This is a genomic window from Mesorhizobium sp. USDA 4775 (assembly GCF_054062655.1).
Genome location: NZ_JBSSFM010000001.1, coordinates 3,098,915 through 3,122,796 on the forward strand (window position 1 = coordinate 3,098,915; position 23,882 = coordinate 3,122,796).

Genomic DNA, 23,882 nt, shown 5'->3' on the forward strand with positions numbered 1-23,882 from the left:
ACGATCACGACGCCTTTTTCAGGGCATGGGCCGGGAATGGCAAGCGCCAATGGCGAACGGCGTGTCTACTCCGCCACCTTGCGGCGGCGGGCGGGCTTGACTGGCTTCTCGACGGGAGCCGCCTCGCGGCGGCCCAAGTCACGCATCTCCAAGGCCTTTTCGCATTTGGCCATGTAGTCGCGGGTCATCGGCAGCGTGTCGTTCTTCTTGGCGATCTGGAACTGGAAGATGACCAGGTCCTGCCAGCGGAAGGCGGCTTCCGAAGCGGCCAGATAGAATTCCCACATGCGGCAGAAGCGTTCGTCGTAGATGGCCTTGGCTTTGTCGCGGTTGGCGGCGAAGCGCTGGCCCCAGTGCTTCAGCGTGTCGGCATAGTGCAGCCGCAGAATCTCCACGTCGGTAACCACGAGGCCGGACTTCTCGATCGCCGGCAGCACTTCCGACATGGCGGGTATGTAGCCGCCCGGGAAAATATACTTGCGGATGAAGGCGCTGGTTGCCCACGGCACGCCGGAGCGGCCGATCGTGTGCAGCAGCATGACGCCATCGGGCTTCAGCAGCGTCGACGCCTTGTCGAAGAAGGTGCGGAAGTGGTTGACGCCGACATGTTCGAACATGCCGACCGAAACGATGCGGTCGAAGCGTTCGTTGAGTTCGCGATAATCCTTCAGCTCGAAATGGACGTGGCTTTCCAGGCCTTGCGCATGCGCCCGATCGGTGGCCACGCCATGCTGTTCGGTCGACAGCGTCACGCCCTGGACGTCGACGTCGAACGCCTTGGCCAGATAGAGGCCGAGCCCGCCCCAGCCGGAGCCGATGTCGAGCACGGTCTGGCCGGCCTTCAGCCTGAGCTTGGCGGCGATATGGCGCTTCTTGGCGGCCTGCGCTTCGTCCAGCGTCATATCTGGCTGTTCGAAATAGGCGCAGGAATACTGCATGTCCTCGTCGAGGAAGAGCCGGTAGAGATCGCCCGACAGATCGTAGTGACGCTGCACGTTGCGGCGCGAGCGCGAGGCAGTGTTGATCTGCTGCAGGCGGCGGAAGGCGTGGCGCAGGCCTTCGATGGCCTTCGACCAGGTCGCGTCGATGCCGCCGCTGCCCATGTTCTGGAAGGCGATGCGCATCAGTCCGAGCACGCCGCCTTCGAGAATGTCGAGCTCGCCGTCCATGTAGGATTCAGGCACCGCCAGCATCGGATCGAAGGTGATGGCGCGTTCGGCATGCCGGGTCTTGATGTGCATGTGCACCGGCTCGCCGGTGCCGTCGCCGAAGATGACTGTCAAGCCTTTTGGCCCGGTTACCTTGAGATTGCCCGTGCGCACCAGGCGGTCGAGAACGCGCTTCAGCAGAATGTTCATAACCAAATGTCCCCTCACGGTCAGACTGGCTGCCTTAATTCTGCAACAATATATGGGGGTTCGGAAAGTTCCTTTTGGCACAAAAATGCCCGGGCGAGAGGCCCGGGCATTGGTCCAGAACGGCTGGATTAAGACAAAGTGATCGGAGCGCTGCTCCCTCGCTTGCCGTACGCGATCAGGCGTTGTCTTCGCCGCCGTCGAATTCGGCATTCGGATCGAAGAAGTTTTCCGGCCGCGCATTGTCGTTGATGTCGTCGCCATAGATGGCTTCGGCGGTGGTCAGCGTCTCGCCCTTGGCCTGGCGCTCGGCTTCGTCGGCCGTGCGGGCGATGTTGAGCGTGACGGTGACTTCGACTTCCGGATGCAGCGCGATCGCCACATTGGTGAGACCGATGGTCTTGATCGGCTGGTTGAGCAGGATCTGGTTGCGGTTGACCGAAAAACCTTCCGCCGTCAGCAGCTCGGCGATGTCGCGCGTCGACACCGAACCGTAGAGCTGGCCGGTTTCACCGGCGGAGCGCACGGCGATGAAGCTCTTGCCGTCGAGCTTTTCGGCGACCTGGCTGGCTTCCGACTTGCGCTCGAGATTGCGGGCCTCGAGCTGGGCGCGCTGGCCCTCGAACTTCTTCTTGTTGGCTTCGTTGGCGCGCAGCGCCTTGCCTTGCGGCAGCAGGAAATTACGGGCAAAGCCGTCCTTGACCTTGACGGTATCGCCCATCTGGCCGAGGCGGGAAACGCGTTCGAGAAGAATGACTTCCATGGTTTTGTTCCTTTTGGTTGGCGTCCGTCCATGAAGGCAGGCGCCGAATTCTCTGGGAACAGGTCAGGAAGCTTGAGCGCCTTGAGCGCCGGTGTCGCTGTCCTGCCTGTCGCGGCAGTTAGAGGCCTTGACCTCAACTCGGGATTTGATGGCTGAACCGGTCATGCCCGTCATGGCCGGTGAGAGGAACGGGCGGCGAACCGCCCGTTCGGGAGAATTAGCGGACCACGTAGGGCAGCAGGCCGAGGAAGCGGGCGCGCTTGATCGCCTTGGCGAGTTCACGCTGCTTCTTCTGGCTGACGGCGGTGATGCGCGACGGCACGATCTTGCCGCGCTCGGAAATGTAGCGCTGCAGCAGACGCACGTCCTTGTAGTCGATCTTGGGCGCGTTGGCGCCGGAGAACGGGCAGGTCTTGCGGCGACGATGGAACGGGCGCCGGGTCGGGATCTGGTTGATGTCGACCATTATTCTGCACCCCCTTCAAAGCCTTCGCGCGGACGGCGCGGGCCACGATCGCCACCGGCGTCGCCGAACGAACGCGGCGGACGATCGCCACGGTCGCCGCGATCACGGTCGCCGAACGAACGCGGGCCACGATCGCCACGGTCGCGGTCGCCGAAGCTGCCGCGCTCGGAGCGCTCTTCGCGCTTCTGCATCATGGCCGACGGACCTTCCTCATGCGCCTCGACCTTGATGGTCAGGAAACGCAGGACGTCCTCGGACAGGCCCATCTGGCGCTCCATTTCGTTGAGCGCTGCCGGCGGGCAGTTGAGGTCCATGAGCGTGTAGTAGGCCTTCCGGTTCTTGTTGACCCGGTAGGTGAGGGACTTCAGTCCCCAGTTCTCGACCCGGCCGACGGACCCGCCATTCGCGGAGATGACGCCCTTGTACTGTTCGACAAGCGCATCGACCTGCTGCTGCGAGAGGTCCTGCCGGGCAAGAAACACATGTTCGTAAAGAGCCATTATGTCTTCGTGCCTTTCTTCGTTTCTCTCCCGGTTCCCGGCGGCAAAAGCCTCTGCAACTTCTCTGACCCGCTTGTCCCGGTTAACGGGGCGGGGAAGAAAGGAGCATGACGAGACGGTCGAGAGCGGAGACACGGGAGGCGGAAGCCCTTCTGGCTTCACACGAAGGCTTTGATAAAACCTCCGGCCCTCCGTTCAGCCCCCAGCTGGGACCGGCAGATTGGCGGCGTCTATACAGCAATCCACTGATAAGGCAAGGGCAGGCGGCGATCCCGATGTCGCAGGGCGCCGGAAAATCAGGCGGCAGCGCCGGAATGGCCTGGTGATTTCCGGCAACCGGCCCTTAACCACAATGTCAGGTTGTGCAGGTTGCGCCCTCGCCGTCAACGGTCGATTCATCATGGAAGGCGCAAAAACCCGAGCGATCCGCGCAGATCAAGCGGTAAGCATTTTCGGGGGTAAGGATGCTTCTCAACAGGTTCTGGCGCTCGAAGAGCGGCAATTTCGCGCTGCTGATGGGGCTCGGGCTGCCGGCCATCCTGTCGGCCGTGGCCTTCGCGGTCGACGTGTCCACCGTCATGCGGGCCAAGAGCAACCTGCAGAACGCGCTCGACGCCGCAAATCTTGCCTCCTCGCATCTCGGCGACCTCGACATTAGCCGCACCGATGCCTTCGATCGCTATTTTCAGGCCAACATCGCCGGGCATGGCGAACTCGCCAACGCGCAGGCGACGCTGACCGTCGACAGGGGCGTCAACTTCATCAAGACCAAGGCGGTTGCGTCGGCCGACGTCAATTTGAACTTCGGTTTCCTGTTCGGCCGGAACAGACACATCGCCGTCGATGCCTCGGCGGTCGAATCGAACAATCAGCTCGAAGTCGTGCTGGTGCTGGACAATACCGGCTCGATGGCCGGTGCCCGCATGACGGCGTTGAGGACGGCAACGAAGTCCCTGCTGGACACACTCGAGGCGACAAAATCGCCGACGCGCCAGATTCGCGCCTCCCTGGTTCCGTTCGTCACGGCCGTCAACGTCAATGGCGATGAATTCGACCCGTCCTGGATCGACATGGACGGCAAGTCTTCCACCAACGGCGTCAATTTCCCCGTCATCGACGGCAAGCGTCCCAATCATATGGCGCTTTTCAAGCAGCTCAAGGACACCGGATGGACCGCGGCCGGATGGAACGGCACCGGATGGAAGGGCTGTGTCGAGGCGCGGCCGGGCGCTTATAACATTTCCGATACCCCACCCGACCCGGACAAGCCCGACACGCTGTTCGTTCCGTATTTTGCGCCGGACGATCCGGAAGGTGCCCAAAAGCCATCTAGCTCCTATGGCAATGCGGCCAAATACTACAACAATTCCTATCTCGACGACGTCAGCGACAACACCAAGGTCGCCAAGCTGAAAGGCAACCGTCTCGGTATCGATCTCAGCAGTCTGGCCGACCCTGTGCCACCGGCCGACAAGGGTGCCAAGGAAAAGGTGGCCAAATACGTTGCGCCGACCAAGGAGCTCATCACCGAGACGGGTTCCGCCATCACCGTCGGCCCGAACCGCGCTTGCCCGACACCCATCGTCCCCCTGACCGACGATTTCGACAAGCTGCGCAAGGCAGCAAGCGAGATGACCGAGTGGAACGGTTCGGGCACCAATGTCTCCGAAGGCCTGTCGTGGGGCATGCGGGTGCTGTCGCCCGCCGCGCCCTACACCGATGGAGCGCCGTGGAAGACAAGCGGCATCAGCAAGATCGTGCTGTTGCTCACCGACGGCGAGAACGTCGTCTATGGCGCCAGCGAACAGCCGACGAAGTCCGACTACACATCCTATGGTTATCTGGCGGGTGGCCGTTTCGGATCGGACGACCAGGCCGCCGCGGCGCGCAATGTCGACGGCTGGACCAAAAGCGTTTGCACGCAATTGAAGAACGAGGGCGTGCAAATCTACACCATGGTGCTGCAATCCGACACTGCCGCCAACCGCGCGCTTTACAGTGCGTGTGCCTCGGACCCGAGCGGCTACTATGCCGTCAACGACCCGGCCAAGCTGCCGGACGTTTTCCAGCAGATCGCCAACAAGTTCTCAAGGCTGCAACTGACGAATTGAGTGTTCGCCCCGCCAGGTCCAGGCTGAACCCGATGGGTCGGCTGATCAACTCGTGTGGGCGACAACCTTGTCGACCGTCTCGGGGAAGAAGTCGGGCGCCGCGTGGCGCTTGCCGAACATCATGTCGTACTGGATGAGCCGGAAATCGCGGATCGCCGGGTCGATCTCCTTCTGGCGCGACCAGTCGGGCGTGGCCTCGCCGGCCGGGGTCAGAAGCAGGTTGCGGTCGACGACGCGGTAGCGCTCCCGCATCTCGCCCAGGAAGCCCGTATAGTAGGGATGGGTGATGCCGGCGGCAGTCAGGATATGATAGGGCAGGAATGCCGGGCTCACCGTGCCGAGGTTCGCGACCGGACCGGACCGGTTCGACCAGATGATCAGCGGCGTTTCGTGATGGTCAAGGGCGGCCTGCGGCGTCGGCTCCTTGCGCGGCGCGACATTGTCCTTGAGGAAGCCGGTCTCGACATAGACCGGCCCGAGCGGCGGCAGATGGTCGCCGAAGAAGGCGACAATCGTCGGCCGCTCCCGCTTCTTGGCCCATTCGATCAGCCGTTCAAGGCCCCGGTCCGCGTCGGCTGAACCCTCCGCATAGCTCAACAGGGAGTCGCGCGCCCACTGGCTGATCGGCGCCTGCACCGCGTGGGTCGGGTTGTAATAGCGGTTCGGTTCATAGGGGCCATGGTTTTGCAGGCTGACCGCGAAGAAGAACACCGGGTCGTTGCTGGCGTCGGCTTCGCGGATGATCTCGTCCGTCATCGCCGCGTCGGATGCCAGCGGTCCGCGCTTTTCCATGGGCGGCAGCGTCTCTTCCGACTTGAAATCGTTGAAGCCGAAATCGGCGTACACCGCGCCACGGTTCCAGAACCAGTTGGTGCCGGGATGGATGGCACGCGCACTGTAGCCCTCGCTTTTCAGGAAGGTCGCCATGGAAGGCGTCGGCGTGCGCACATATTGCTGGTAGGGGATGCTGCCAGCCGGCAGGAAAGCGTTGGAAAAGCCGGTCAGCGCCTCGAATTCGATGTTGGCGGTCATGCCGCCGAATTCAGGCGAGAACATCGAACCGGAACGCAATGCCCGCACGGTGGGAATGGGATCCGGCGTGATGGTGACGCCGGGCAGCCTGGTCGGATCCCAGAAGGATTCGCTCATGACGATAATGATGTCGGGCTTTTCATCGGGCACCGAGGCCGTCGTCTGCGGCCGGTCGATCGCCGCGATCGCCTTGTCCGAGTAGCCCGGCGGCGCCGAGACATGCGCCATCGGCACGTTGAGCGCGAAGGCGAGCGCAAAGCCGTTGGAGGCGTAGTTTTCTTTCTGGTCCCACATGATCGGGATGATCTGCAGCCGATCCCTGGTCCAGGAGAAGGTGGCATAGTCCATGATCGAGACGAAGAAGGCGAGCAGCGGCACCGCCAGCGTCAGCCGGGCAAGGCGGCCCTTGTGGCTGAGCGCTGGAACCTTGCGGCGCCACAGCCGCCAGCCATAGACGAGCAGCGACAGGCCGGCGATGATGCCAGCGACCATGGCGAGCGCGGTCATCGGCCGGTCACGCACCAGAAGCGGCAGCAGCGCGAAGATCTGGCGAGCGTAGAGAAAGTCAGTCGGGTAGAGCGGATCGCCGAGATAATGCGATTTCTGATGGCCGACAAAGGCCAGCGCCAGCGTCAAGGGCGCGACGATCATCAGGCTCTGATGGCTGCGTCCCAGAACGGCGTCGAGACCGATGAGGATCAGCGCGAACACGACGATGGTGGTCCAGCCCGGCTTGAGCGGCTGCAGGAAGAATAAAACGGTGCCGGCGACGTCACCGCGCACGATCAATTCGATGGCGAACACCAGGATGGCGGAGATCGCCAAGCTTATCAGCCCGTAACGGACGACCGGCCATCTCCGGCCCGGCAAATAGCCGGTGGACGGATCGTCTTCCAGGAATTGAGGCGCAGCTTTGCTGGCGCGTTTTGAACTCTTTGCCACTTTAACTTCCCACCCGGCGACAACCCAAGTCACGCGATTGTCATATAATTGTCACGCAAAGCTAGCGCCTGTGGCGGAAATAAGAAGAGCCAGCGAACGATTCGTGAGCGGTTTTCATCAGGAGTGATCGCCAAAAAGCCCTTTCGGAACAGGCACTCGGCGTACGGTTCGGAACTGGGGCCGGGTTAAACCGGGCTTGACTTGGCGGCCTGCCTTGCGCCACAGGCAGGGAAAATTCGTGTTATCAGGTCAAGTAAAACCAGTCTTCGGGAGCCCACGCATGGCCGTCGCATTCACCTTTCCGGGACAAGGCAGCCAGGCTGTCGGCATGGGCAAGGATCTCGCCGACGCCTTTCCCGAGGCGCGCAGGGTCTTTCAGGAAGTCGACGACGCGCTCGGCGAAAACCTGTCGAAGCTGATATGGGAAGGTCCGGAAGAGACCTTGACGCTGACGGCCAACGCGCAGCCGGCGCTGATGGCGGTTTCGCTGGCGGCGATCAGGGCGCTGGAAGCGCGCGGTTTCTCGTTGAAGGACAAGGTCGCCTATGTCGCCGGCCATTCGCTGGGCGAATATTCGGCCCTTGCCGCCGCCGGTTTCGTTTCCGTCGCCGATGCGGCTCGGTTGCTGCGCATTCGCGGCAATGCCATGCAGGCGGCTGTGCCGGCCGGCGAAGGCGCCATGGCGGCTATCATCGGACTGGAGCAGGCGGATGTCGAAGCCGCTTGCACCGAGGCTGCGCAAGGCTCCGGCAAGGTCTGCCAGATCGCCAACGACAATGGCGGCGGCCAGCTGGTCATTTCCGGCGCCAAGGCCGCGGTCGAACTGGCCGCCAAATTGTGCACCGAAAAGGGCGCCAAGCGGGCGCTGATGCTGCAGGTCTCGGCACCCTTCCATTCGGCGCTGATGGCGCCGGCGGCCAATGTCATGCGCGACGCGCTCGCCGGTGTGACGAAGCATGCGCCGGCGGTGCCTGTGCTGTCCAACGTCACGGTGACCCCGACCAGCGATCCCGAAGAGATCGCCCGGCGCCTGGTCGAGCAGATCACCGGCCGCGTGCGCTGGCGCGAAACGGTAGAATGGTTCGGCGCCAACGGCGTCACCACGCTTTACGAGATCGGCGCCGGCAAGGTGCTGTCGGGCCTGGCACGGCGCATCAACCGCGACATCGCGACATCGGCCGTCGGGACGCCGGCCGATGTCGAGGCCGCCCTGGCCACATTCGCATAATCCACTGGCGATTTGACCCCACCCGTGTGAAGGGTGTTTTCTCAGATCAGGAGACGAAAATGTTCGAACTGACCGGCCGCAAGGCGCTCGTCACCGGCGCATCCGGAGGCATCGGTGAGGCGATTGCCCGCGTGCTGCATGCGCAAGGCGCCATTGTCGGCCTGCACGGCACCCGCATCGAGAAACTGGAGGCCTTGGCGGGCGAACTCGGCGACCGGGTCAAGCTGTTTCCGGCCAACCTGTCGAACCGCGACGAAGTCAAGGCGCTCGGCCAGAAGGCGGAGGCCGAACTCGAAGGCGTGGACATACTGGTCAACAATGCCGGCATCACCAAGGACGGCCTGTTCGTGCGCATGTCCGACGCCGATTGGGACTCCGTGCTCGAGGTCAACCTGACCGCCGTTTTCCGGCTGACGCGCGAACTCACCCATCCGATGATGCGCCGCCGCCATGGCCGCATCATCAACATCACCTCCGTGGTCGGCGTGACAGGCAATCCCGGCCAGGCCAATTACTGCGCCTCAAAGGCCGGCATGATCGGCTTCTCCAAATCGCTGGCGCAGGAGATCGCTACCCGCAACATCACCGTCAACTGCGTTGCTCCGGGCTTCATCGAATCGGCCATGACCGACAAGCTCAACGACAAGCAGAAAGAGGCGATCATGGCGGCGATACCGACGCGCCGCATGGGCACGGGTGCTGAAGTGGCGTCCGCCGTCGCCTACCTCGCCTCCAACGAAGCCGCCTACGTCACCGGCCAGACCATCCATGTCAATGGCGGCATGGCCATGATTTGACGGATATGGCGGGCCTGTGAAAAGAGACCATTTCACCTTGGACCTCAGCCATTTTTCGTGTAATGCGGCCCGCAACCCGGCGGTTCGGGCAAAAACCGGTTCGTGGCCGTTGCGTTTCCGGCAGGACCATCTTTCAGCTTGATTAGCGGCATTCTGCCCGCTAACGAAGACAGACAAACAAAAGACGAGGATGCCCCAAATGAGTGACACCGCAGAGCGCGTCAAGAAGATCGTCATCGAGCACCTTGGCGTCGATGCCGACAAAGTGACGGAGCAGGCGAGCTTCATCGATGATCTGGGCGCTGACAGCCTCGACACGGTCGAACTCGTCATGGCGTTCGAAGAAGAGTTCGGCGTTGAAATTCCCGACGACGCAGCCGAGACCATCCTGACCGTCGGCGATGCGGTGAAGTACATCGACAAGGCTTCGGCCTGACGCTTTCCGCAGTCATCACTGGGGAGGACCTGCGATGAGGCGTGTCGTCGTCACGGGCCTTGGGTTGTTGTCGCCATTCGGCATGGGCTTCGAGCACAGCTGGAAGGAACTTCTGACCGGCCGCAGCGCGGCCAAGCGCATCACCGAGTTCGAGGTGGAGGATCTTGCCTGCAAGATCGCCCACGTCATTCCGCGTGGTGACGGCAGCAATGCCACCTTCAATCCCGAGGCCGTGCTCGAGCCGAAGGAATTGCGCAAGATCGGCGACTTCATCCTGTACGGGATTGCGGCCGCCGACGAAGCGCTGAAGGACTCCGGCTGGGAGCCCAAGACCCACGAAGAACAATGCGCCACAGGCGTGCTCATCGGTTCCGGCATCGGCGGCATCGAGGGCATTGCCGAGAACGCGATAATCCTCAAGGAGCGCGGTCCGCGCCGCATCAGCCCCTTCTTCATCCCCGGCCAGATCATCAATCTCGTCTCCGGCCAGGTTTCGATCCGGCACGGGCTGAAAGGCCCGAACCATGCCGTGGTCACGGCCTGCTCGACCGGTGCGCACGCCATTGGCGATGCGGCCCGCCTGATCATGTGGGGCGATGCGGACGTCATGGTCGCCGGCGGTGCCGAGGCGCCGGTGACAAGGCTGTCAATCGCCGGTTTCGCTGCTTGCCGGGCGCTGTCGACCGAGCGAAATGACACGCCGCAAACGGCATCGCGTCCCTATGACCGTGACCGCGACGGCTTCGTCATGGGCGAGGGCGCCGGCGTTGTGGTGCTGGAAGAACTCGAGCATGCCAAGGCGCGTGGCGCCAAGATCTATGCCGAGGTGACCGGCTACGGCCTCACCGGCGACGCCTATCACATCACCGCACCGGCTGAAGACGGCGATGGCGCTTTCCGTTGCATGACCGCGGCGCTGAACCGGGCCAGGCTTGCGCCCGCCGATGTCGACTACATCAACGCGCATGGCACCTCGACCATGGCCGACACGATCGAACTCGGCGCAGTCGAGCGGCTTGTCGGTAATGCCGCGTCGAAGATTTCGATGTCGTCGACCAAGTCGTCGATCGGCCATCTCCTGGGAGCGGCGGGTGCCGCCGAAGCGATCTTTTCAATCCTTGCGATCAGGGACAATGTCGCGCCCGCGACCATCAATCTCGACAACCCGGAGCGCGAAACCGCGATAGACCTGGTGCCGAACAAGCCTCGCTCCCGCCAGATCGACGTGGCGCTCTCCAATTCCTTCGGCTTCGGCGGTACAAACGCTTCGCTTGTGTTCCAGCGCTACAATGGCTGATCGTCCGGCTGCCGGGCGATGCTTCGGCATGTCGTCAATTTTGCCATATTCGCCCCTACTCTGCCGCAGGGGATTCGTTGAGAGATCAAACGGTAGGGCGAGATGACCACAAATCCGGCGGGCAATGGAGAAGTCGGGCAACGGCCGGCGAACAATACCGGACCGATCGTGCCGAAGACAGCCAGCGAGGCCTTGCGGCCGGAAGCCGGAACGCCGCCGCCGAAGCGCTCGCGCGCTTCGCGCAGCCAGGTCGTGGTGTTCATGAACTTCGTCATCTCCCTGGTGATGCTGATGGTTCTGGCCGCGGGCGCGGCACTTTACTTCGGCAAGCAGGAATTCACTGAACCCGGTCCCTCGGCCAATGGCGACACCTTCCTGGTCAAGCCGAACACCGGCGTCCAGGACATCGCCGACCAGCTTGAGCGCCGTGGACTGATCAGCGACGCCCGCGTCTTCCGCCTTGGCGTGCGTGCTTTCGGCAACGATTCCGCGCTCAAGGCCGGCGAATACGAAATCAAGCCCCGGGCATCCATGCGCGACATCATGGAGCTTTTGAAAAGCGGCAAGTCGGTGATGTACTCGCTGACCATTCCTGAAGGGCTGACGGTTGAGCAGGCTCTGCAGCGTATCGCCGATGAACCCGCCTTGAGCGGCGACATGCCGGCGACAACGCCTCCCGAGGGCAGCGTTGCCACCGACACGCTGCGCTTCACGCGCGGTGCGACGCGTCAGCAGATGATCGACAAGCTGGTGGCCGACCAGAAGAAACTGGTCGACGAGGTCTGGCAGCGGCGCGCGCCGGACCTGCCCCTGGCCAATATCGAGGACTTCGTCACGCTGGCCTCGATCGTCGAGAAGGAAACCGGTAAGGGTGACGAGCGTTCGCGCGTCGCCGCCGTCTTCCTCAACCGCTTGGCCAAGGGCATGCGCCTGCAATCCGACCCGACCATCATATATGGTCTGTTCGGCGGCAAGGGAAAGCCCGCTGACCGCCCGATCTACCAGTCGGACATCCAGAAGCAGACGCCTTACAATACCTATATGATCAACGGCCTGCCGCCGACGCCCATTGCCAATCCGGGCCGCGCAGCGCTTGAGGCCGTGGCCAATCCATCGAAGACCGACGATCTCTATTTTGTCGCCGACGGCACGGGCGGTCACGTCTTTGCGGCGACGCTCGACGAGCACAATGAGAACGTCGCCCGATATCGTGCGTTGCAGAAGAAGCAGGCCGATGACGCGGCCAAGGCCGCCGCTCCCGCTGGTGCAAACGGCAACGCCGACAAGCCTGCTACCGACAAACCTGCCGACGGCAGCACTGGTGGCGACAATGGCGACGCCGGCGGCGATGCGGGCGATGCCCAATAGGCGAAGAAAGGCATTGCCCGAAAGGCGACAGCCTGACATTTGAAGGAACGCCACGCGTCCGATTTCGACGCACCTACGGCGGGGTTATTTTCAAGCAGCACTTGCCCTGTCCGGAAACTGGTTTCGGGGTGATGCGCCAGGGATGTGCAGGCGACATGAATTTACAGAGCATGACCGGATTTGCGCGTGCGGTCGCCGAGCATGACGGGACCTCGATCGCCTGGGAGGTCAAGTCCGTCAACGGCAAGAGCGTCGAGGTGCGGCTGCGGCTGCCGCAAGGTTTCGAGCGGCTGGAACCGGCGGTCAGGCAAACGCTGCAGAAGCGTTTTGCCCGCGGCAATTTCCAGGCGACGCTGACCATTGGCCGCGCCGCCGGCACGCAGGCGCAACCCGTCGTCAACGAGGCGTTCCTGAAGGACCTTGCGGGTCTCGCCAAGCGGCTGCAGGAACAGTTCGGCGTTGCTCCCGCGACGGCTGACGGGTTGCTGTCGCTGCGTGGCGTGCTCGACATTCCCGAAACCGTGGAAACCGAAGAGGCGCGCGCCGCGCTCGACAGCTCCATCATGGCTGCGCTCGACGTGGCGCTGAAAGGACTCGAGCAGGCACGGCAAAGCGAGGGTGCGGCCCTGGCTTTGCTGCTGTCTGGCCACATCGACGCCATCGAGGCGCTGACGCTGCGCGCGGAGGCGGATCCGTCCCGCGAGACGGCGGCGATCCGTGAACGCATAGCCGAGCAGGTCAGGCTGCTGATCGACGCGTCCGTCAATCTGGATGCGAGCCGGCTGCACATGGAGGCGGCATTCCTCGCCACCAAGGCTGATATTCGCGAAGAGATCGATCGGCTGAAGACGCATGTCGCATCTGGCCGGGCGCTGCTTGAGGGCGGCGGCGCCGTCGGCCGGAAGCTCGATTTTCTGGCACAGGAATTCAACCGCGAATCGAATACGCTGTGTTCGAAGTCGAACGCCGCAGCCGTCACCGCGATCGGGCTGGAGCTGAAGGCGGTGGTCGACCAGTTTCGTGAACAGGTCCAGAATCTGGAGTAGCCGATGGTCGCCAAGGAACCGATGGTTCCCAGGGATTTGGGATCCCGCATCCGCCGCCGGGGGCTGATGCTCGTCCTGTCGTCGCCATCCGGTGCCGGCAAGTCGACGATCGCGCGCAACCTCCTGGAAAGCGATTCCAGCCTCGAATTGTCGGTCTCGGTCACCACCAGACCGCGCCGCGGCTCAGAGATCGAGGGTGTCCATTATCATTTCCGCACCATGCGCGAGTTCGAACGGTTGCGTGATTCCGATGCGCTGCTCGAGTGGGCGGAGGTGCACGGCAATTGCTATGCGACGCCGCGCGAGCCCGCGGAACTGGCGCTGGCGCAGGGCCGCGATATGCTGTTCGATATCGACTGGCAAGGCGCACAGCAGCTGAAGGAGAAGATGCGCGCCGACATCGTCTCGATCTTCATCCTGCCGCCATCGATGAAGGAATTGAAGGCCCGCCTGAAGCGACGCGCCGAGGACCAGGAAGCGGTGATCGAGACGCGGCTGAAGAATGCCCGCAACGAGATCGAGCACTGGAAGGAATATGATTTCGTCATCGTCAATGACGATCTCGACCGCGCCTTCGCCGAGGTGCGCGGCATCGTTGTCGCCGAACGATTGCGGCGCGACCGTCGGCCAGGTCTCTTCGATTTCGTCTCAGGGCTGCTGGACGAGAAAACCGTCTGATTGGCGTCAGGGCGCCATGCCGTCGACCAGGATCAGATGGCGGCTGAGCGCGGCGTCGCGCACATCCAGCGCTGCAGCATACTCGGCGGATGCGTACCAGCGCCGTGCCTGCTCAATGTCAGGAAATTCGACAACGATCAGCGGTGTGGGATGCCACTCGCCCTCCAGCGTATCCACTTGGCCGCCGCGTACGAGATAGCGCCCGCCATAATGGGCAATGGAAGCCGCGGCACGCGAGCGGTATGTCTGGAATGCTTCTTGGTCGCGGATGGTGACATCGGAAATGATATAGGCAGGCATTTAGGTTTCTCCGGCATGCTCGCCGGACTATCTATTCCTGCATCGTCGCAATTCCAGACCGGCGCTAAACAGAATTGGTCAGCCTGACGAATTCCTCGACGCTGAGCGTTTCGGCGCGGCGGGTCGGATCTATGCCCGCACGCTCCAGCAAGGCCTCGCCGCCGAGGCTCTTCACACTCTGCCGCAGCATCTTGCGGCGTTGGCCGAAGGCGGCTTCGGTGACGCGGCCGAGTTTCTTGACGTCAGCGGGCAGGGGCGTCACGCGCGGCTCCAGATGCACCACCGAAGAGGTCACCTTGGGCGGCGGCGTGAAGGCCTGGGGAGGCACGTCGAAGGCGATCCTGGCCTTAGTGCGCCAGCCGGCCAGCACCCCAAGCCTGCCATAGGCGTCGCTGCCCGGCTCTGCGACGATGCGCTGGGCAACCTCACGCTGGAACATCAGCGTCATCGAGGCGTAGAAGGGTGGCCAGTCCACGACCGTCAGCCACCGCACGAGCAATTCAGTGCCGATGTTGTAGGGCAGATTGGCCACGATCCGTACCTGACCGCTGGCTCCGGCGGCCGCGGAGGCGAGGGCGGCGAAGTCGGTTTTCAGCGCATCGCCGGAAACCACCTCCAGCCGGCCGGGATAGTGAGCGGAGACTTCGGCCAATGCCGCCAGGCAGCGCTCGTCGCGCTCGATGGCGACAACCCGGAGGGCGCCGTTGGAAAGCAGCGCTCTTGTCAGGCCGCCGGGGCCAGGACCAACCTCGATCACCGTGGTGTTTGTCAGGTCGCCCGCGCTGCGGGCGATCTTGCCGGTCAAATTGAGGTCGAGCAGGAAGTTCTGGCCGAGCGCCTTTTTCGCCTGCAGCCCATGGCGCTCGATGACATCGCGCAACGGCGGCAGCCCGTCGATGCTCATGCGTTAGGACCCCAAACGGAGGCGCTCATGCGGCCGCGGCCTTTTTGTCGGTGTCGGCGAGCGTTCTGGCGAGCTTCAATGCGGCGATCAGGCTGTCCGGCCGTGCAATGCCCTTGCCGGCGATATCGAAGGCGGTGCCATGGTCTGGCGACGTGCGGATGAAAGGCAGGCCGAGCGTGACGTTGACCGCATCGTCGAAGGCCAGCGTCTTGGCCGGGATCAACGCCTGGTCGTGATACATGCAAAGTGCAGCATCGTAGCCTGCCCGCGCCCGCGCATGGAACAGCGTGTCGGCCGCCAGGGGGCCGAAAGCATCGATGCCCTCGGCGCGCAGGATGTCGACCGCCGGCCGCACGATATGCTCGTCCTCCAGGCCCATCGAACCGCCTTCGCCGGCATGCGGATTGAGGCCGGCAATGGCCAGCCTCGGCCTGGCGATGCCAAAGCGGCCGGCGAGGTCGGCCGCGGTGATGCGCGCTGTCGCGACGATCAGTTCTGTGGTCAGGGCCTTCGGCACCTCGGCCAGGGCGATGTGGATGGTGACGGGAACCGTGCGCAGGTCCGGGCCTGCCAGCATCATGACCGGCATTGCCTGGACACCACTGTGCCGGGCCGCCAGATGCGCCAGATATTCGGTATGGCCGGGAAAGCGGAAACCGGCATCATAGAGCGGCTTCTTGGCGATCGGACAGGTGACCACGGCGGCGGCGTCGCCGGCAAGGCAGGCGGCGACAGCGCGATCGATCGCCTCGATGGTTCCGGCCGCGTTGGCCGGATCCGGCCGGCCGGGGCTGTCGATGAACCGGGCCGCCAGTGGAACGATCGGCAAGGTGCGGGCGAAAGCCTGCGCCGCCTGTGCCGGTGTCGTCTCGACGATCGGCAACGACACGCCCAGCCGGCTTGCCCGTGAGGCGATCAGCGCCGGATCGGCCAAAAGATAAAAGGCGGGCAGGGCGACCGCCTCGCGCGCCAGGAAGGCGGCGATGGCGATTTCGGGGCCGATGCCGGACGGATCGCCGACGCTTAGCGCCAGCGCGGTCATTCCGCTCTTCACGTCAGCGCTTGACGATGCGGGCTTTCGCCTTCAGCTCGTCGACATATTTCTTGCTGAGTTCGTCGGCGGCCTTGTCGCTGGAGCCTTCGCTCTGGAACACCATCTGGGCCGTCTTGTCGTCGGACACTTCGCGCGACGAGCAGATGCCGATGAACTCGACGCCACGCTCGGTCTCGCGCGTGGTGGTCGCGCCACCGACCTTGGTCGCCTTGATCTGCTCGGCCCAGTCCGGCGGCAACTGCGGCGCCAGCACCCGGCCCAGATCGCGAACGGTGACGTCGAGCAGGCCCTTGGCGAATTCGCGCGTCGTGTTGCAGCCGTTGAAGCGGGCGCGCATGGCATCGGCCTCGCGCTTGCGCTTGGCCAGCGTCGCGCTGCGTTCAGATGCCGGGACGACGAAGATGACCTGCTGCAGCATGTACTCGGTGGCGCTGGGTTTGGCCCCGCCCTTGTCGAGCATGCGCCTGACCGCATCCTGCTCGGTCACGCTGCCGCCTTCACCGGAACGGTAACGCGCGCTCAAAGCCTGGTTCCAGGCCATCTGGGCACGGATGAATTCCTTGAAATGATCCTTGCCGACGCCGGATTTTTCCATCACGCCATCAAGCTGGCTGAGCTGCATCTTGTTGTTGGTGGCAAAGCGCTGGTAGGCCGCCTCGACCTGAGCGTCGCTGATGCGTATGCCAAGTCGCTTGGCTTCGGCAAGGCGCAGCGTCTGGTCGATCATTTCCTGGGCGGCATCGCCCTTCTTGCGCTGCAGCTTCAGGAAGGCGGCGCGATGCGCGATATCGCCCGACGTGATTGGTACGTCGTTGACGACGTATTTGATCGCGCTGGCGAAAGCCGGCGGCGTCATGACCGCCATCGACACGGATGTCGCCGCCACAAGCAGCGCGAACCCTGCTGAAAAGAGGTATTTCCTCATCATTGGCATCCCAATTCTATCCCGGTTCCGCCCAATTTCGTCCTCTTCCGGGTGCGCGAATCCGTGCCAGCCCTATGCGGCGAAACGATGTCTCGCCGGCTACTGGATGGTGTCGATGGCGCTGGTCGACGAGCCGAAGTCGCCAAGGGTGCGGAACGACAGGTTGAAGCCGATGCTCTGCGTCACTTCCCTGGTATTCAGGTCGCGCGACTGCGAGTACGTCATCAGATAGGTGAAGCAGGAATCGTTGTACGCGAAACCGACCCCGTCCTTGACCAGCAGGCTTTGCTGCAGATCATAGGTTCCCGTCCCGAACACGCGCCAGTTTTCGGCAAGATGCGTGGACGCACCGAGTGTCACCTCATGCCTGTCGGTCGTGAAACCGTAAAGCGGCTGGGCCTGGATGAAAGCGTACTTGGCGCTGAGCGACACCGGCAGGCCTGAATAGGCTGCCTTCACCTCGGCGCGGCGAACCTCGAAAGTCTGTTCGTCGAAGCGGCCGCTGACGGAAGCCGCGAACCCGTTCGGGCTGCTGATGCCAAACAGGCCGACATAGTCGGACTTGGTGTCCTGAAGGCCCGAATAGGCGCCGACATTGACCAGATCCGGCGCAGCGAAGGAGTTCTCGCCGCCGATCTGGTAGGATTGGCCGAAAATCGCATTGGTGCCCCAGCCGTTGATATAGGAGCCCGAGTAGCGGAAGCCGACATTGGCGCGCGAGCCGCCTTCGATGCGGTCATAACCGGAGAATTTGTCGCGCTCGAACAGGGTGGTCGCGTCGAACACCATGCTCTGGGCGTCTTCATTCGGAATGGCGAGGCCGCCGACATATTGTTCGTTCGGACGCAGGAACAGCTGCGCCATCGGCTCGACGACGTGGCTGGAGCCGCTGGCCATGGAAAACAGCAGCGGCCAACGCATCTCGAGCCCGGCGGTTGCCATGTAGCGGGCGAACGACGAGCGCATATCGTCGTTGGCATTTATCAGCGGATTGGTCGCCATCTGGTTGACGGCCGCGAGCGAACCCGATGACGCGTTGACGTAGTCGACGTCTCCTTGCAGCGCCAGCAGCGGTGTCAGCACCAGCCCGTCGTCGGTTACGAAAGTCCGCTTCCATTCGGCCTCGGTGGTGAGGCGGCCGGATTCGCCTTCGATGCCGCGCACGCGCTGCACGGGCGTGCCGGCATTGTAAGGAACGTTGAAAGTCTGGTCGAGTTCATCGCGGCGGAGGACCCGCGTGTTGACGTTGAGCGACAGCTGGCCGCCGGCCACCGGCGCGTCGGGGATATAGGCGTAGTCAAGCGACGGCAGCACCCAGGGCTGCTGGTTGCTGCGCGCGGCAATATTGCTGTTGAGTGTATTTTCCTGCACATCGAAGTGCATGGCGCGCACATCGAAGTAGTTGCGGCCATTGAGCCCGGTCAGGTAGACCGTCGACTGATGGGTGCTGCCATTGTACTTGTCGATGTTGTAGGTGCTCGAGAAGTTCTTGTCGGTCTGCAGCAGCACATCCCAGCCGAAATTCCAGCGTTCGTTGATAGCGAACTGCCCTTGCGTGCCCATCATGCCGCGGAGTTTGTTGGGATCGCCCGCCGTGCCCGAATCGACGTTGCGCCCGGCGCGGTCGATGAAGGCGTCCGGATCGCGCTGCTGAATTCCGGCGATCTTCAAACTGTATTCGCCATTGTTGAAGCGCTGGCGCCACTCGGCCTCACCGAGGAAACCCTGTTTGGTATAGCCGCTTCCCGACACCGTCAGGTCATATGTCGGCGAAAGCGCGAAATAGTAGGGAACCTTGACGCTGTATCCCAGATGGCTGTTGTAGCTGATGCCCGGGATCAGGAAGCCGCTCTTGCGCTTCACCGTCGGGTCGGCGATCTCGAAAGCCGGCAGATAGGCGAGCGGAAAGCCGAAGAATTCGAAATTCGCATTCTCGAAGCGAACCGTCTTCTTCTCGCCATTCCAGATGATCTTCCTGGCTTTCACGCGCCAGGTCGGAGCCTTGTCTGGCTTGTCTTCGCACGGCTCGCAGGCGGTGTAGACACCATTGTGGAAGGTGGTCAGCACGCCGCCCATGCGCTCGGCGCTCTCAGCGGCGAAATAGGCCTTGTCGATGGTTTCGACGCGCAGCGCATTGACGAAACCGTCGGCGAAATCGTCGGTGATATCGATATGCTGCGAATTGATCTTGGTGCCGTCGCTGTTGACGATTTCAACATTGCCGGTGGCAACCATCCGCTTGGTGTTGCGGTCGTATATGACCTTCTGGGCGACGAGGCGGTTGCCGCCATAGTCGATCTGCACACCACCGACGGCGGTCACCGTCTGGTTGTCGTTGTTGTAGACCAGCGTGTCGGCCGCCAGCAGCATCTGCGAGCCGGACGGAACATTGGTCGCCATCTTGCCGACTTCCTGCGCAAACGCAGGCAACGGCACGGCGCAGGCAAGCAGGCACGCCAAGGCGCTCGCCGCATAAAGGCGCGCCAAATGGGCCTGCCTGCTGCTGGGCAAAAACGCCTCCCTCACTAGCCGTCTTCCTTGTATAGCAGGAAAGTCACCCCGAAGAACATAGCTACCACGACTGGCACCGAGGCGGCTATGGCAGTCGGCACGAACCCCGCCACGCCGAATGCCTTCACCAGCACCGAAACGACATAAAGCAGAAACCCGGCAACGACGCCACCCAGAATCATCGTTGCCGATTGTCCCATCCTCGCAAATCGCATTGAAACTGTTGCCGCAATCAGCGTCATGGCGACGAGGAGGAACGGCAACGCCACCAGCGAATCAAACTGCATGGCAAACGCATTTGCCTTGAGGCCGAAGGAACGGGCAACCTCGATTTTTCCGGGCAGGTCGTAGAACGGGATGGTCTCCGGGCGCGCCAGCCGCTCCTGCACGAATTCAGGCTTCAGATTGGTCGGCACACGATCGCTTGCCGCGGGCTGGATGGTGCCGTTCCTGAAGGTCTTCACATCCCGCAATTCCCAATAGCCGTCCCGCAGGTAAGCGCGCGCGGCGTCCTTGCGCTCGACGATGTTGCCTTGCTGGTCGAGGACGAAAAAGACTGCGTCGGCCATCTCCAGGCCCTGGTCGAGGATGGCCCGCGCGCCGATGATGGTGTCGCCGGTGCTGGTTTTCTGACGAATCCAGGGGGCGGCGTCGGCCGAAACCGTATTTGATTTGCCGGAGCGCAACTGGGTTTCGATCTGTTCGGACAAGGAGAAGGCATGCGCGGCCAGCGGGTTGATGAGCCCGACCGACACAAAGCCGAACAGCAACGCGCCGATGCAGCATGGCAAAAGGAATTGCCAGGCGGAAACGCCGGCGGACCGCGCGATGACCAGTTCGTAGCGGCGGTTGAGCGAAACCAGAGTTGCCATCGCCGAGAACAGGCCGACAAACGGCACGGTCTGCAGCATGATCATCGGCATGCGAAGGCCTGAAATGGCCACCGCCGTTCCGTAAGTGAAGCCGGGCAGACCGGTGGTGCGGCCGGACAGCTCGGTGAAATCGATCAGGAAAACCAGCGCCAGCAGGCCAAGGAAGAACCAGATCGTGATCGTCACGTAACGGAAGAAGAAATAACGACCCAGCGTCCAGCCCATCAGCCGATCCCCTGACCTGAGGTGCCGCGCCTGGACCAGCGCAGTTTGAGGGCGTTCCAGCTGTCGCCGACTCGGCTGGCCAGATTTGTCATCCAGTCCGCCCAGGCCACCGGCAGTTCCATGGTCCGGTTGGAGACGATGAACCAGATCGCCACCGCGGAGGCCACTATGGGCACGCCATAGACCATGTAGGCATATTGCGGCACTTCATCGGCCTTGCTTGCGGCAAAGAAACCCAGCCAGCGCACGAAGAGGGATATGGTGATGGCCGTGATCAAAGGATTGACGCGAGCCTCGCGATGCGAGCGCGCGTCCCCTGCGACCGCCAGCGCGATCAGCGCGAACACCATGGAATACAGCCATTCCGAAAATCGTTGGTCGATCTCGGCCCGGTATTGCTGAGGGGCCTGCTGATAAAGCTTGTCGTTGACGTTGGGATTGAGCAGGTACTGGGTGGTCTGGTCCTTCGGCAGCAGCGTCACCTCGGAGGCAGCCGCCATGAAGGCCGACATGTCGAAAGCATAGGAGGTGAACCGGATGACGCTGAGGTCGCCGGTCAGCGTTTTGCGGTGGATGACGCCGTCATTCATCATCAGCACCTTTTCGCCGCCGCGTTCGACGACGCTGCCTGTCTTGGCATAATAGACGAGATTGACGCCTTCTTCGCGCGAATCGGCGACGAAGATGCCGCCCAGTCGATTGTCCGGAAGCCGCTCGCCAATTTGCAGGAACAGCCCATCCTCGATCTTGCGGAATGTGCCCTCCTGGATGATCAGCGACAACAGATCGGCGCGCGATTGCGCCACCAAAGCGCGGTTCTTCTGCCGCGCATAGGGGTCGATGCCGTTGTCGACCGCAAAGGAAAATACGCTCGCCGCAAGGGCCAGAAGCATGATTGGCCGCACGATCGTCCAGCGCGATGCGCCGGCGGCGTTGACGACGGCAAGTTCGGAATCCGAATTCATGACACTGAGTGTCTGTGCGACCGCCACCACCAGCGCGAAAGGCACGACGATCGGAATGATCGAGGGAAGAATAAGCGCGGCGACCTCGAAGAAGGTCAGCGACGACTGGCCGCTGTCGGTAACCAGGTCGATCTTGGCCAGCACCTGCGTGGTCCACACGATGGCCAGCGTCCAGACCAGCGCTGCCAGAAAGACCACGAAAGCGCGGCGCATGATGTAGCGTTCAACGACCTTCATGAAGGCTTTACTCGATTTTCTCGAACGGCATCATGCCACCACGCTAAGGGTAGCTGCCCGGCGACGCCCGCACAACTGGCTCCGATAGGCTCGATCAGGCAGGCGATCCGGTTCCCGTCCCACGTCGCGCGCCGCAATGGATCGGAGTGTCGGAGGGAATGGATAAGAAAGGACGAACATCGATGGTTAACAACAGGTTGCGGCATGAAGCGGGGCCGTGCCGCGACGAATCGCCATCGATTCCAACTGTCATATGGGTAGCCACTTTGGCAAAGTCTTGCCAAATGCCGGAAAACGACCAAATGTCGCGGATCGCTTCAAACGCTTCGCACGCCATCCCCGAAAGCAGGACATGATGAACCCGAGACCATCGATCGCCTTTGCAAAATTCGCCGCGCCGCAGACGGCGGCGAACAGGAAGGGCACGGTCTTCGTGCTGTCGGCGGATGACGGCGGCCTGGGCGATGCGGCCAGGGCTTACGATCCCGGCAAGACGCTGGAACGGGCCTTCCCGGTGGCCGAATTCACCGGCAAGTTCGCCGGCGTCGTCGAGATACTGGCGCCGGAAGGAGCGTCGCTCGACAGGTTGGTCGCGATCGGCGCGGGCAAGGCGGCGGGGCTCGATGAATATGCCTGGCTGAAACTTGGTGGCACCATTGCGGCGTCGCTGCGCAAGGCAACCGACGTCGCCGTGGTGCTCGACCTTGCCGGCGCTTCGATTGATGGCAAGGACGCCGCCAACCTTGCGGCAGGCATCCTCCTGCGCAGCTATTCCTTCGACAAATACAAGACCGGCAAGGACAAGGATGACACAAAGGCTGATCTGAAGAAGCCGGCCAAGATAACCATCCACACCGACGACCCGGCAGGCGCCAAGAAAGCCTTCGCCGATGCCGAGGCGGTGATCGACGGCGTGCTTCTGGCGCGCGACCTTGTCAACGAACCGGCAAATATACTGGGACCGGTCGAGTTCGCGGCTCGCGCCAAGGAACTCGAGACGCTCGGCGTCAAGGTCGAGATCCTGACCGAGAAGGAGATGAAGAAGCTCGGCATGGGCTCGCTGCTCGGCGTCGCGCAAGGCTCGCCCCGCGGCGCGCGCATGGCCGTCATGCAGTGGAACGGCGGCAAGCCCAAGGACGGCCCGATCGCTTTCGTCGGCAAGGGCGTCACTTTCGACACCGGCGGCAATTCGATGAAGCCGGCTTCGGGCATGGAGGACATGAAGGGGGATATGGGTGGCGCTGCCGCCGTGACCGGCCTCATGCATGCGCTGGCCGCGCGCAAGGCAAAGGCCAATGTCGTCGGCATTATCGGCCTGGTCGAAAACGCCGTCGATGGCCATGCCCAGCGTCCCGGCGACATCGTCACCTCGATGTCGGGCCAGACCATCGAGGTGCTCAACACCGACGCCGAGGGCCGTCTCGTGCTGGCCGATGCGCTGTGGTACTGCAACGACCGCTTCCAGCCGAAATTCATGGTCAATCTGGCGACGCTGACCGGCGCCATCATGGTCGCGCTCGGCCTCCACTATGCCGGCCTGTTCTCCAACAATGACGAATTGGCGGACAGGCTTGCGGCGGCAGGGCAGGCGACGCAGGAGCGGCTGTGGCGCATGCCGCTCGGCGCCGAATACGACAAGCTGATCGATTCCAAGAACGCCGATATGAAGAACATTGGCGGCCGCTATGGCGGCGCCATCATAGCGGCGCAATTCCTGCAGCGTTTCGTCAAGGACACGCCCTGGGCGCATCTCGACATTGCCGGCACCGCCATGGGCTCGCCGTCGAATGAGATCAACCAGTCCTGGGGCTCAGGCTTCGGCGTGCGGCTGCTCGACCGGCTTGTGCGCGATCACTACGAGAGCTGACCA

General features: G+C 62.8%; 21 protein-coding genes. 9 read left to right on the forward strand and 12 right to left on the reverse strand.

Going from position 1 to position 23,882, the window contains the following annotated elements; all coding sequences use genetic code 11:
- Positions 1 to 65: 65 nt before the first annotated feature.
- The 4 genes from ACVILI_RS14790 to rpsF all read right to left on the reverse strand — a co-directional run bounded on the left by ACVILI_RS14790 (position 66) and on the right by rpsF (position 3,084).
- A complete protein-coding gene (locus tag ACVILI_RS14790; protein WP_038645716.1) occupies positions 66 to 1,358 on the reverse strand; it encodes an SAM-dependent methyltransferase in 1,293 nt (430 codons plus the stop codon).
- A gap of 175 nt (positions 1,359 to 1,533) precedes the next feature.
- Positions 1,534 to 2,118: a 50S ribosomal protein L9 gene (gene rplI / locus ACVILI_RS14795; RefSeq protein WP_010915167.1), complete on the reverse strand. Its 585-nt coding sequence runs from the start codon at positions 2,116 to 2,118 to the stop codon at positions 1,534 to 1,536.
- A 217-nt stretch (positions 2,119 to 2,335) separates the two neighbouring features.
- Entirely contained in the window at positions 2,336 to 2,584 is a 249-nt protein-coding gene (rpsR, locus tag ACVILI_RS14800; RefSeq protein WP_006203718.1) for a 30S ribosomal protein S18, read from the reverse strand.
- A complete protein-coding gene (gene rpsF, locus ACVILI_RS14805) occupies positions 2,584 to 3,084 on the reverse strand; it encodes a 30S ribosomal protein S6 (RefSeq protein WP_010915168.1) in 501 nt (166 codons plus the stop codon). Before rpsF ends, rpsR begins: the two co-directional genes overlap by 1 nt.
- A 464-nt stretch (positions 3,085 to 3,548) precedes the next feature.
- Between rpsF and ACVILI_RS14810 the strand changes: the two genes are divergently transcribed.
- On the forward strand, positions 3,549 to 5,195 hold the full coding sequence (locus ACVILI_RS14810; protein ID WP_038645721.1) for a pilus assembly protein: 1,647 nt from the start codon (positions 3,549 to 3,551) through the stop codon (positions 5,193 to 5,195).
- A gap of 45 nt (positions 5,196 to 5,240) precedes the next feature.
- On the opposite strand, the gene ACVILI_RS14815 is transcribed toward ACVILI_RS14810, so the two are convergent.
- Positions 5,241 to 7,169, reverse strand: coding sequence for a sulfatase-like hydrolase/transferase (locus tag ACVILI_RS14815; RefSeq protein WP_038645723.1), 1,929 nt, complete (start codon positions 7,167 to 7,169; stop codon positions 5,241 to 5,243).
- A gap of 280 nt (positions 7,170 to 7,449) precedes the next feature.
- On the opposite strand from ACVILI_RS14815, the gene fabD reads away from it, so the two are divergent.
- The 7 genes from fabD to gmk all read left to right on the forward strand — a co-directional run bounded on the left by fabD (position 7,450) and on the right by gmk (position 14,019).
- Positions 7,450 to 8,397 carry an ACP S-malonyltransferase gene (fabD, locus tag ACVILI_RS14820; RefSeq protein ID WP_038645726.1) on the forward strand — a complete coding sequence of 316 codons (948 nt, stop codon included), beginning with the start codon at positions 7,450 to 7,452 and terminating at the stop codon, positions 8,395 to 8,397.
- Between the two features lie 59 nt (positions 8,398 to 8,456).
- The gene (gene fabG / locus ACVILI_RS14825; RefSeq protein WP_019857268.1) at positions 8,457 to 9,194 is read left to right on the forward strand and encodes a 3-oxoacyl-[acyl-carrier-protein] reductase; all 738 of its coding nucleotides are present in this window, start codon (positions 8,457 to 8,459) and stop codon (positions 9,192 to 9,194) included.
- Between the two features lie 199 nt (positions 9,195 to 9,393).
- The gene (locus tag ACVILI_RS14830; RefSeq protein WP_006203723.1) at positions 9,394 to 9,630 is read left to right on the forward strand and encodes an acyl carrier protein; all 237 of its coding nucleotides are present in this window, start codon (positions 9,394 to 9,396) and stop codon (positions 9,628 to 9,630) included.
- Between the two features lie 34 nt (positions 9,631 to 9,664).
- Positions 9,665 to 10,927, forward strand: coding sequence for a beta-ketoacyl-ACP synthase II (gene fabF, locus ACVILI_RS14835; protein ID WP_019857269.1), 1,263 nt, complete (start codon positions 9,665 to 9,667; stop codon positions 10,925 to 10,927).
- Positions 10,928 to 11,029: 102 nt separating this feature from the next.
- Positions 11,030 to 12,295 (forward strand): endolytic transglycosylase MltG, encoded by a 1,266-nt coding sequence (mltG, locus tag ACVILI_RS14840; RefSeq protein ID WP_019857270.1) that lies wholly within the window; start codon positions 11,030 to 11,032, stop codon positions 12,293 to 12,295.
- Between the two features lie 155 nt (positions 12,296 to 12,450).
- Positions 12,451 to 13,341 (forward strand): YicC/YloC family endoribonuclease, encoded by an 891-nt coding sequence (locus tag ACVILI_RS14845; RefSeq protein WP_038645732.1) that lies wholly within the window; start codon positions 12,451 to 12,453, stop codon positions 13,339 to 13,341.
- Between the two features lie 21 nt (positions 13,342 to 13,362).
- Positions 13,363 to 14,019 (forward strand): guanylate kinase, encoded by a 657-nt coding sequence (gene gmk, locus ACVILI_RS14850; protein ID WP_027053294.1) that lies wholly within the window; start codon positions 13,363 to 13,365, stop codon positions 14,017 to 14,019.
- Between the two features lie 6 nt (positions 14,020 to 14,025).
- On the opposite strand, the gene ACVILI_RS14855 is transcribed toward gmk, so the two are convergent.
- The 7 genes from ACVILI_RS14855 to lptF all read right to left on the reverse strand — a co-directional run bounded on the left by ACVILI_RS14855 (position 14,026) and on the right by lptF (position 22,012).
- Positions 14,026 to 14,319: a DUF1330 domain-containing protein gene (locus ACVILI_RS14855; RefSeq protein ID WP_038645734.1), complete on the reverse strand. Its 294-nt coding sequence runs from the start codon at positions 14,317 to 14,319 to the stop codon at positions 14,026 to 14,028.
- Between the two features lie 64 nt (positions 14,320 to 14,383).
- Positions 14,384 to 15,223 carry a 16S rRNA (adenine(1518)-N(6)/adenine(1519)-N(6))-dimethyltransferase RsmA gene (rsmA, locus tag ACVILI_RS14860; RefSeq protein WP_019857274.1) on the reverse strand — a complete coding sequence of 280 codons (840 nt, stop codon included), beginning with the start codon at positions 15,221 to 15,223 and terminating at the stop codon, positions 14,384 to 14,386.
- Between the two features lie 25 nt (positions 15,224 to 15,248).
- Positions 15,249 to 16,265, reverse strand: a complete 1,017-nt coding sequence (pdxA, locus tag ACVILI_RS14865) for a 4-hydroxythreonine-4-phosphate dehydrogenase PdxA (RefSeq protein ID WP_171880394.1) — start codon at positions 16,263 to 16,265, stop codon at positions 15,249 to 15,251.
- Positions 16,266 to 16,278: 13 nt separating this feature from the next.
- Positions 16,279 to 17,211, reverse strand: a complete 933-nt coding sequence (locus tag ACVILI_RS14870) for a peptidylprolyl isomerase (RefSeq protein WP_019857276.1) — start codon at positions 17,209 to 17,211, stop codon at positions 16,279 to 16,281.
- A gap of 90 nt (positions 17,212 to 17,301) precedes the next feature.
- Positions 17,302 to 19,728, reverse strand: coding sequence for an LPS-assembly protein LptD (locus ACVILI_RS14875; RefSeq protein ID WP_019857277.1), 2,427 nt, complete (start codon positions 19,726 to 19,728; stop codon positions 17,302 to 17,304).
- The gene (gene lptG, locus ACVILI_RS14880; RefSeq protein ID WP_240564700.1) at positions 19,728 to 20,813 is read right to left on the reverse strand and encodes an LPS export ABC transporter permease LptG; all 1,086 of its coding nucleotides are present in this window, start codon (positions 20,811 to 20,813) and stop codon (positions 19,728 to 19,730) included. The genes ACVILI_RS14875 and lptG overlap by 1 nt, the downstream gene beginning before the upstream one ends.
- Positions 20,810 to 22,012 (reverse strand): LPS export ABC transporter permease LptF, encoded by a 1,203-nt coding sequence (gene lptF, locus ACVILI_RS14885; RefSeq protein ID WP_019857280.1) that lies wholly within the window; start codon positions 22,010 to 22,012, stop codon positions 20,810 to 20,812. Before lptF ends, lptG begins: the two co-directional genes overlap by 4 nt.
- Positions 22,013 to 22,367: 355 nt before the next feature.
- Here lptF and ACVILI_RS14890 point away from each other — a divergent pair, with 355 nt between their 5' ends.
- The gene (locus ACVILI_RS14890) at positions 22,368 to 23,879 is read left to right on the forward strand and encodes a leucyl aminopeptidase (RefSeq protein ID WP_038652396.1); all 1,512 of its coding nucleotides are present in this window, start codon (positions 22,368 to 22,370) and stop codon (positions 23,877 to 23,879) included.
- The last annotated feature ends 3 nt before the right edge of the window (positions 23,880 to 23,882 follow it).

What these genes read in the sequence shown, in the direction of transcription:
- ACVILI_RS14890 (WP_038652396.1), top strand. Translation starts at nt 22,368, where the DNA reads ATGAACCCGAGACCATCGATCGCCTTTGCAAAATTCGCCGCGCCGCAG.
- ACVILI_RS14830 (WP_006203723.1), top strand. Translation starts at nt 9,394, where the DNA reads ATGAGTGACACCGCAGAGCGCGTCAAGAAGATCGTCATCGAGCACCTT.
- ACVILI_RS14845 (WP_038645732.1), top strand. Translation starts at nt 12,451, where the DNA reads ATGAATTTACAGAGCATGACCGGATTTGCGCGTGCGGTCGCCGAGCAT.
- ACVILI_RS14855 (WP_038645734.1), bottom strand. Translation starts at nt 14,319, where the DNA reads ATGCCTGCCTATATCATTTCCGATGTCACCATCCGCGACCAAGAAGCA.
- rplI (WP_010915167.1), bottom strand. Translation starts at nt 2,118, where the DNA reads ATGGAAGTCATTCTTCTCGAACGCGTTTCCCGCCTCGGCCAGATGGGC.
- lptF (WP_019857280.1), bottom strand. Translation starts at nt 22,012, where the DNA reads ATGAAGGTCGTTGAACGCTACATCATGCGCCGCGCTTTCGTGGTCTTT.
- mltG (WP_019857270.1), top strand. Translation starts at nt 11,030, where the DNA reads ATGACCACAAATCCGGCGGGCAATGGAGAAGTCGGGCAACGGCCGGCG.
- rpsF (WP_010915168.1), bottom strand. Translation starts at nt 3,084, where the DNA reads ATGGCTCTTTACGAACATGTGTTTCTTGCCCGGCAGGACCTCTCGCAG.
- fabF (WP_019857269.1), top strand. Translation starts at nt 9,665, where the DNA reads ATGAGGCGTGTCGTCGTCACGGGCCTTGGGTTGTTGTCGCCATTCGGC.
- fabG (WP_019857268.1), top strand. Translation starts at nt 8,457, where the DNA reads ATGTTCGAACTGACCGGCCGCAAGGCGCTCGTCACCGGCGCATCCGGA.
- ACVILI_RS14790 (WP_038645716.1), bottom strand. Translation starts at nt 1,358, where the DNA reads ATGAACATTCTGCTGAAGCGCGTTCTCGACCGCCTGGTGCGCACGGGC.
- ACVILI_RS14810 (WP_038645721.1), top strand. Translation starts at nt 3,549, where the DNA reads ATGCTTCTCAACAGGTTCTGGCGCTCGAAGAGCGGCAATTTCGCGCTG.
- rpsR (WP_006203718.1), bottom strand. Translation starts at nt 2,584, where the DNA reads ATGGTCGACATCAACCAGATCCCGACCCGGCGCCCGTTCCATCGTCGC.
- gmk (WP_027053294.1), top strand. Translation starts at nt 13,363, where the DNA reads ATGGTTCCCAGGGATTTGGGATCCCGCATCCGCCGCCGGGGGCTGATG.
- pdxA (WP_171880394.1), bottom strand. Translation starts at nt 16,265, where the DNA reads ATGACCGCGCTGGCGCTAAGCGTCGGCGATCCGTCCGGCATCGGCCCC.
- ACVILI_RS14870 (WP_019857276.1), bottom strand. Translation starts at nt 17,211, where the DNA reads ATGCCAATGATGAGGAAATACCTCTTTTCAGCAGGGTTCGCGCTGCTT.
- fabD (WP_038645726.1), top strand. Translation starts at nt 7,450, where the DNA reads ATGGCCGTCGCATTCACCTTTCCGGGACAAGGCAGCCAGGCTGTCGGC.
- rsmA (WP_019857274.1), bottom strand. Translation starts at nt 15,223, where the DNA reads ATGAGCATCGACGGGCTGCCGCCGTTGCGCGATGTCATCGAGCGCCAT.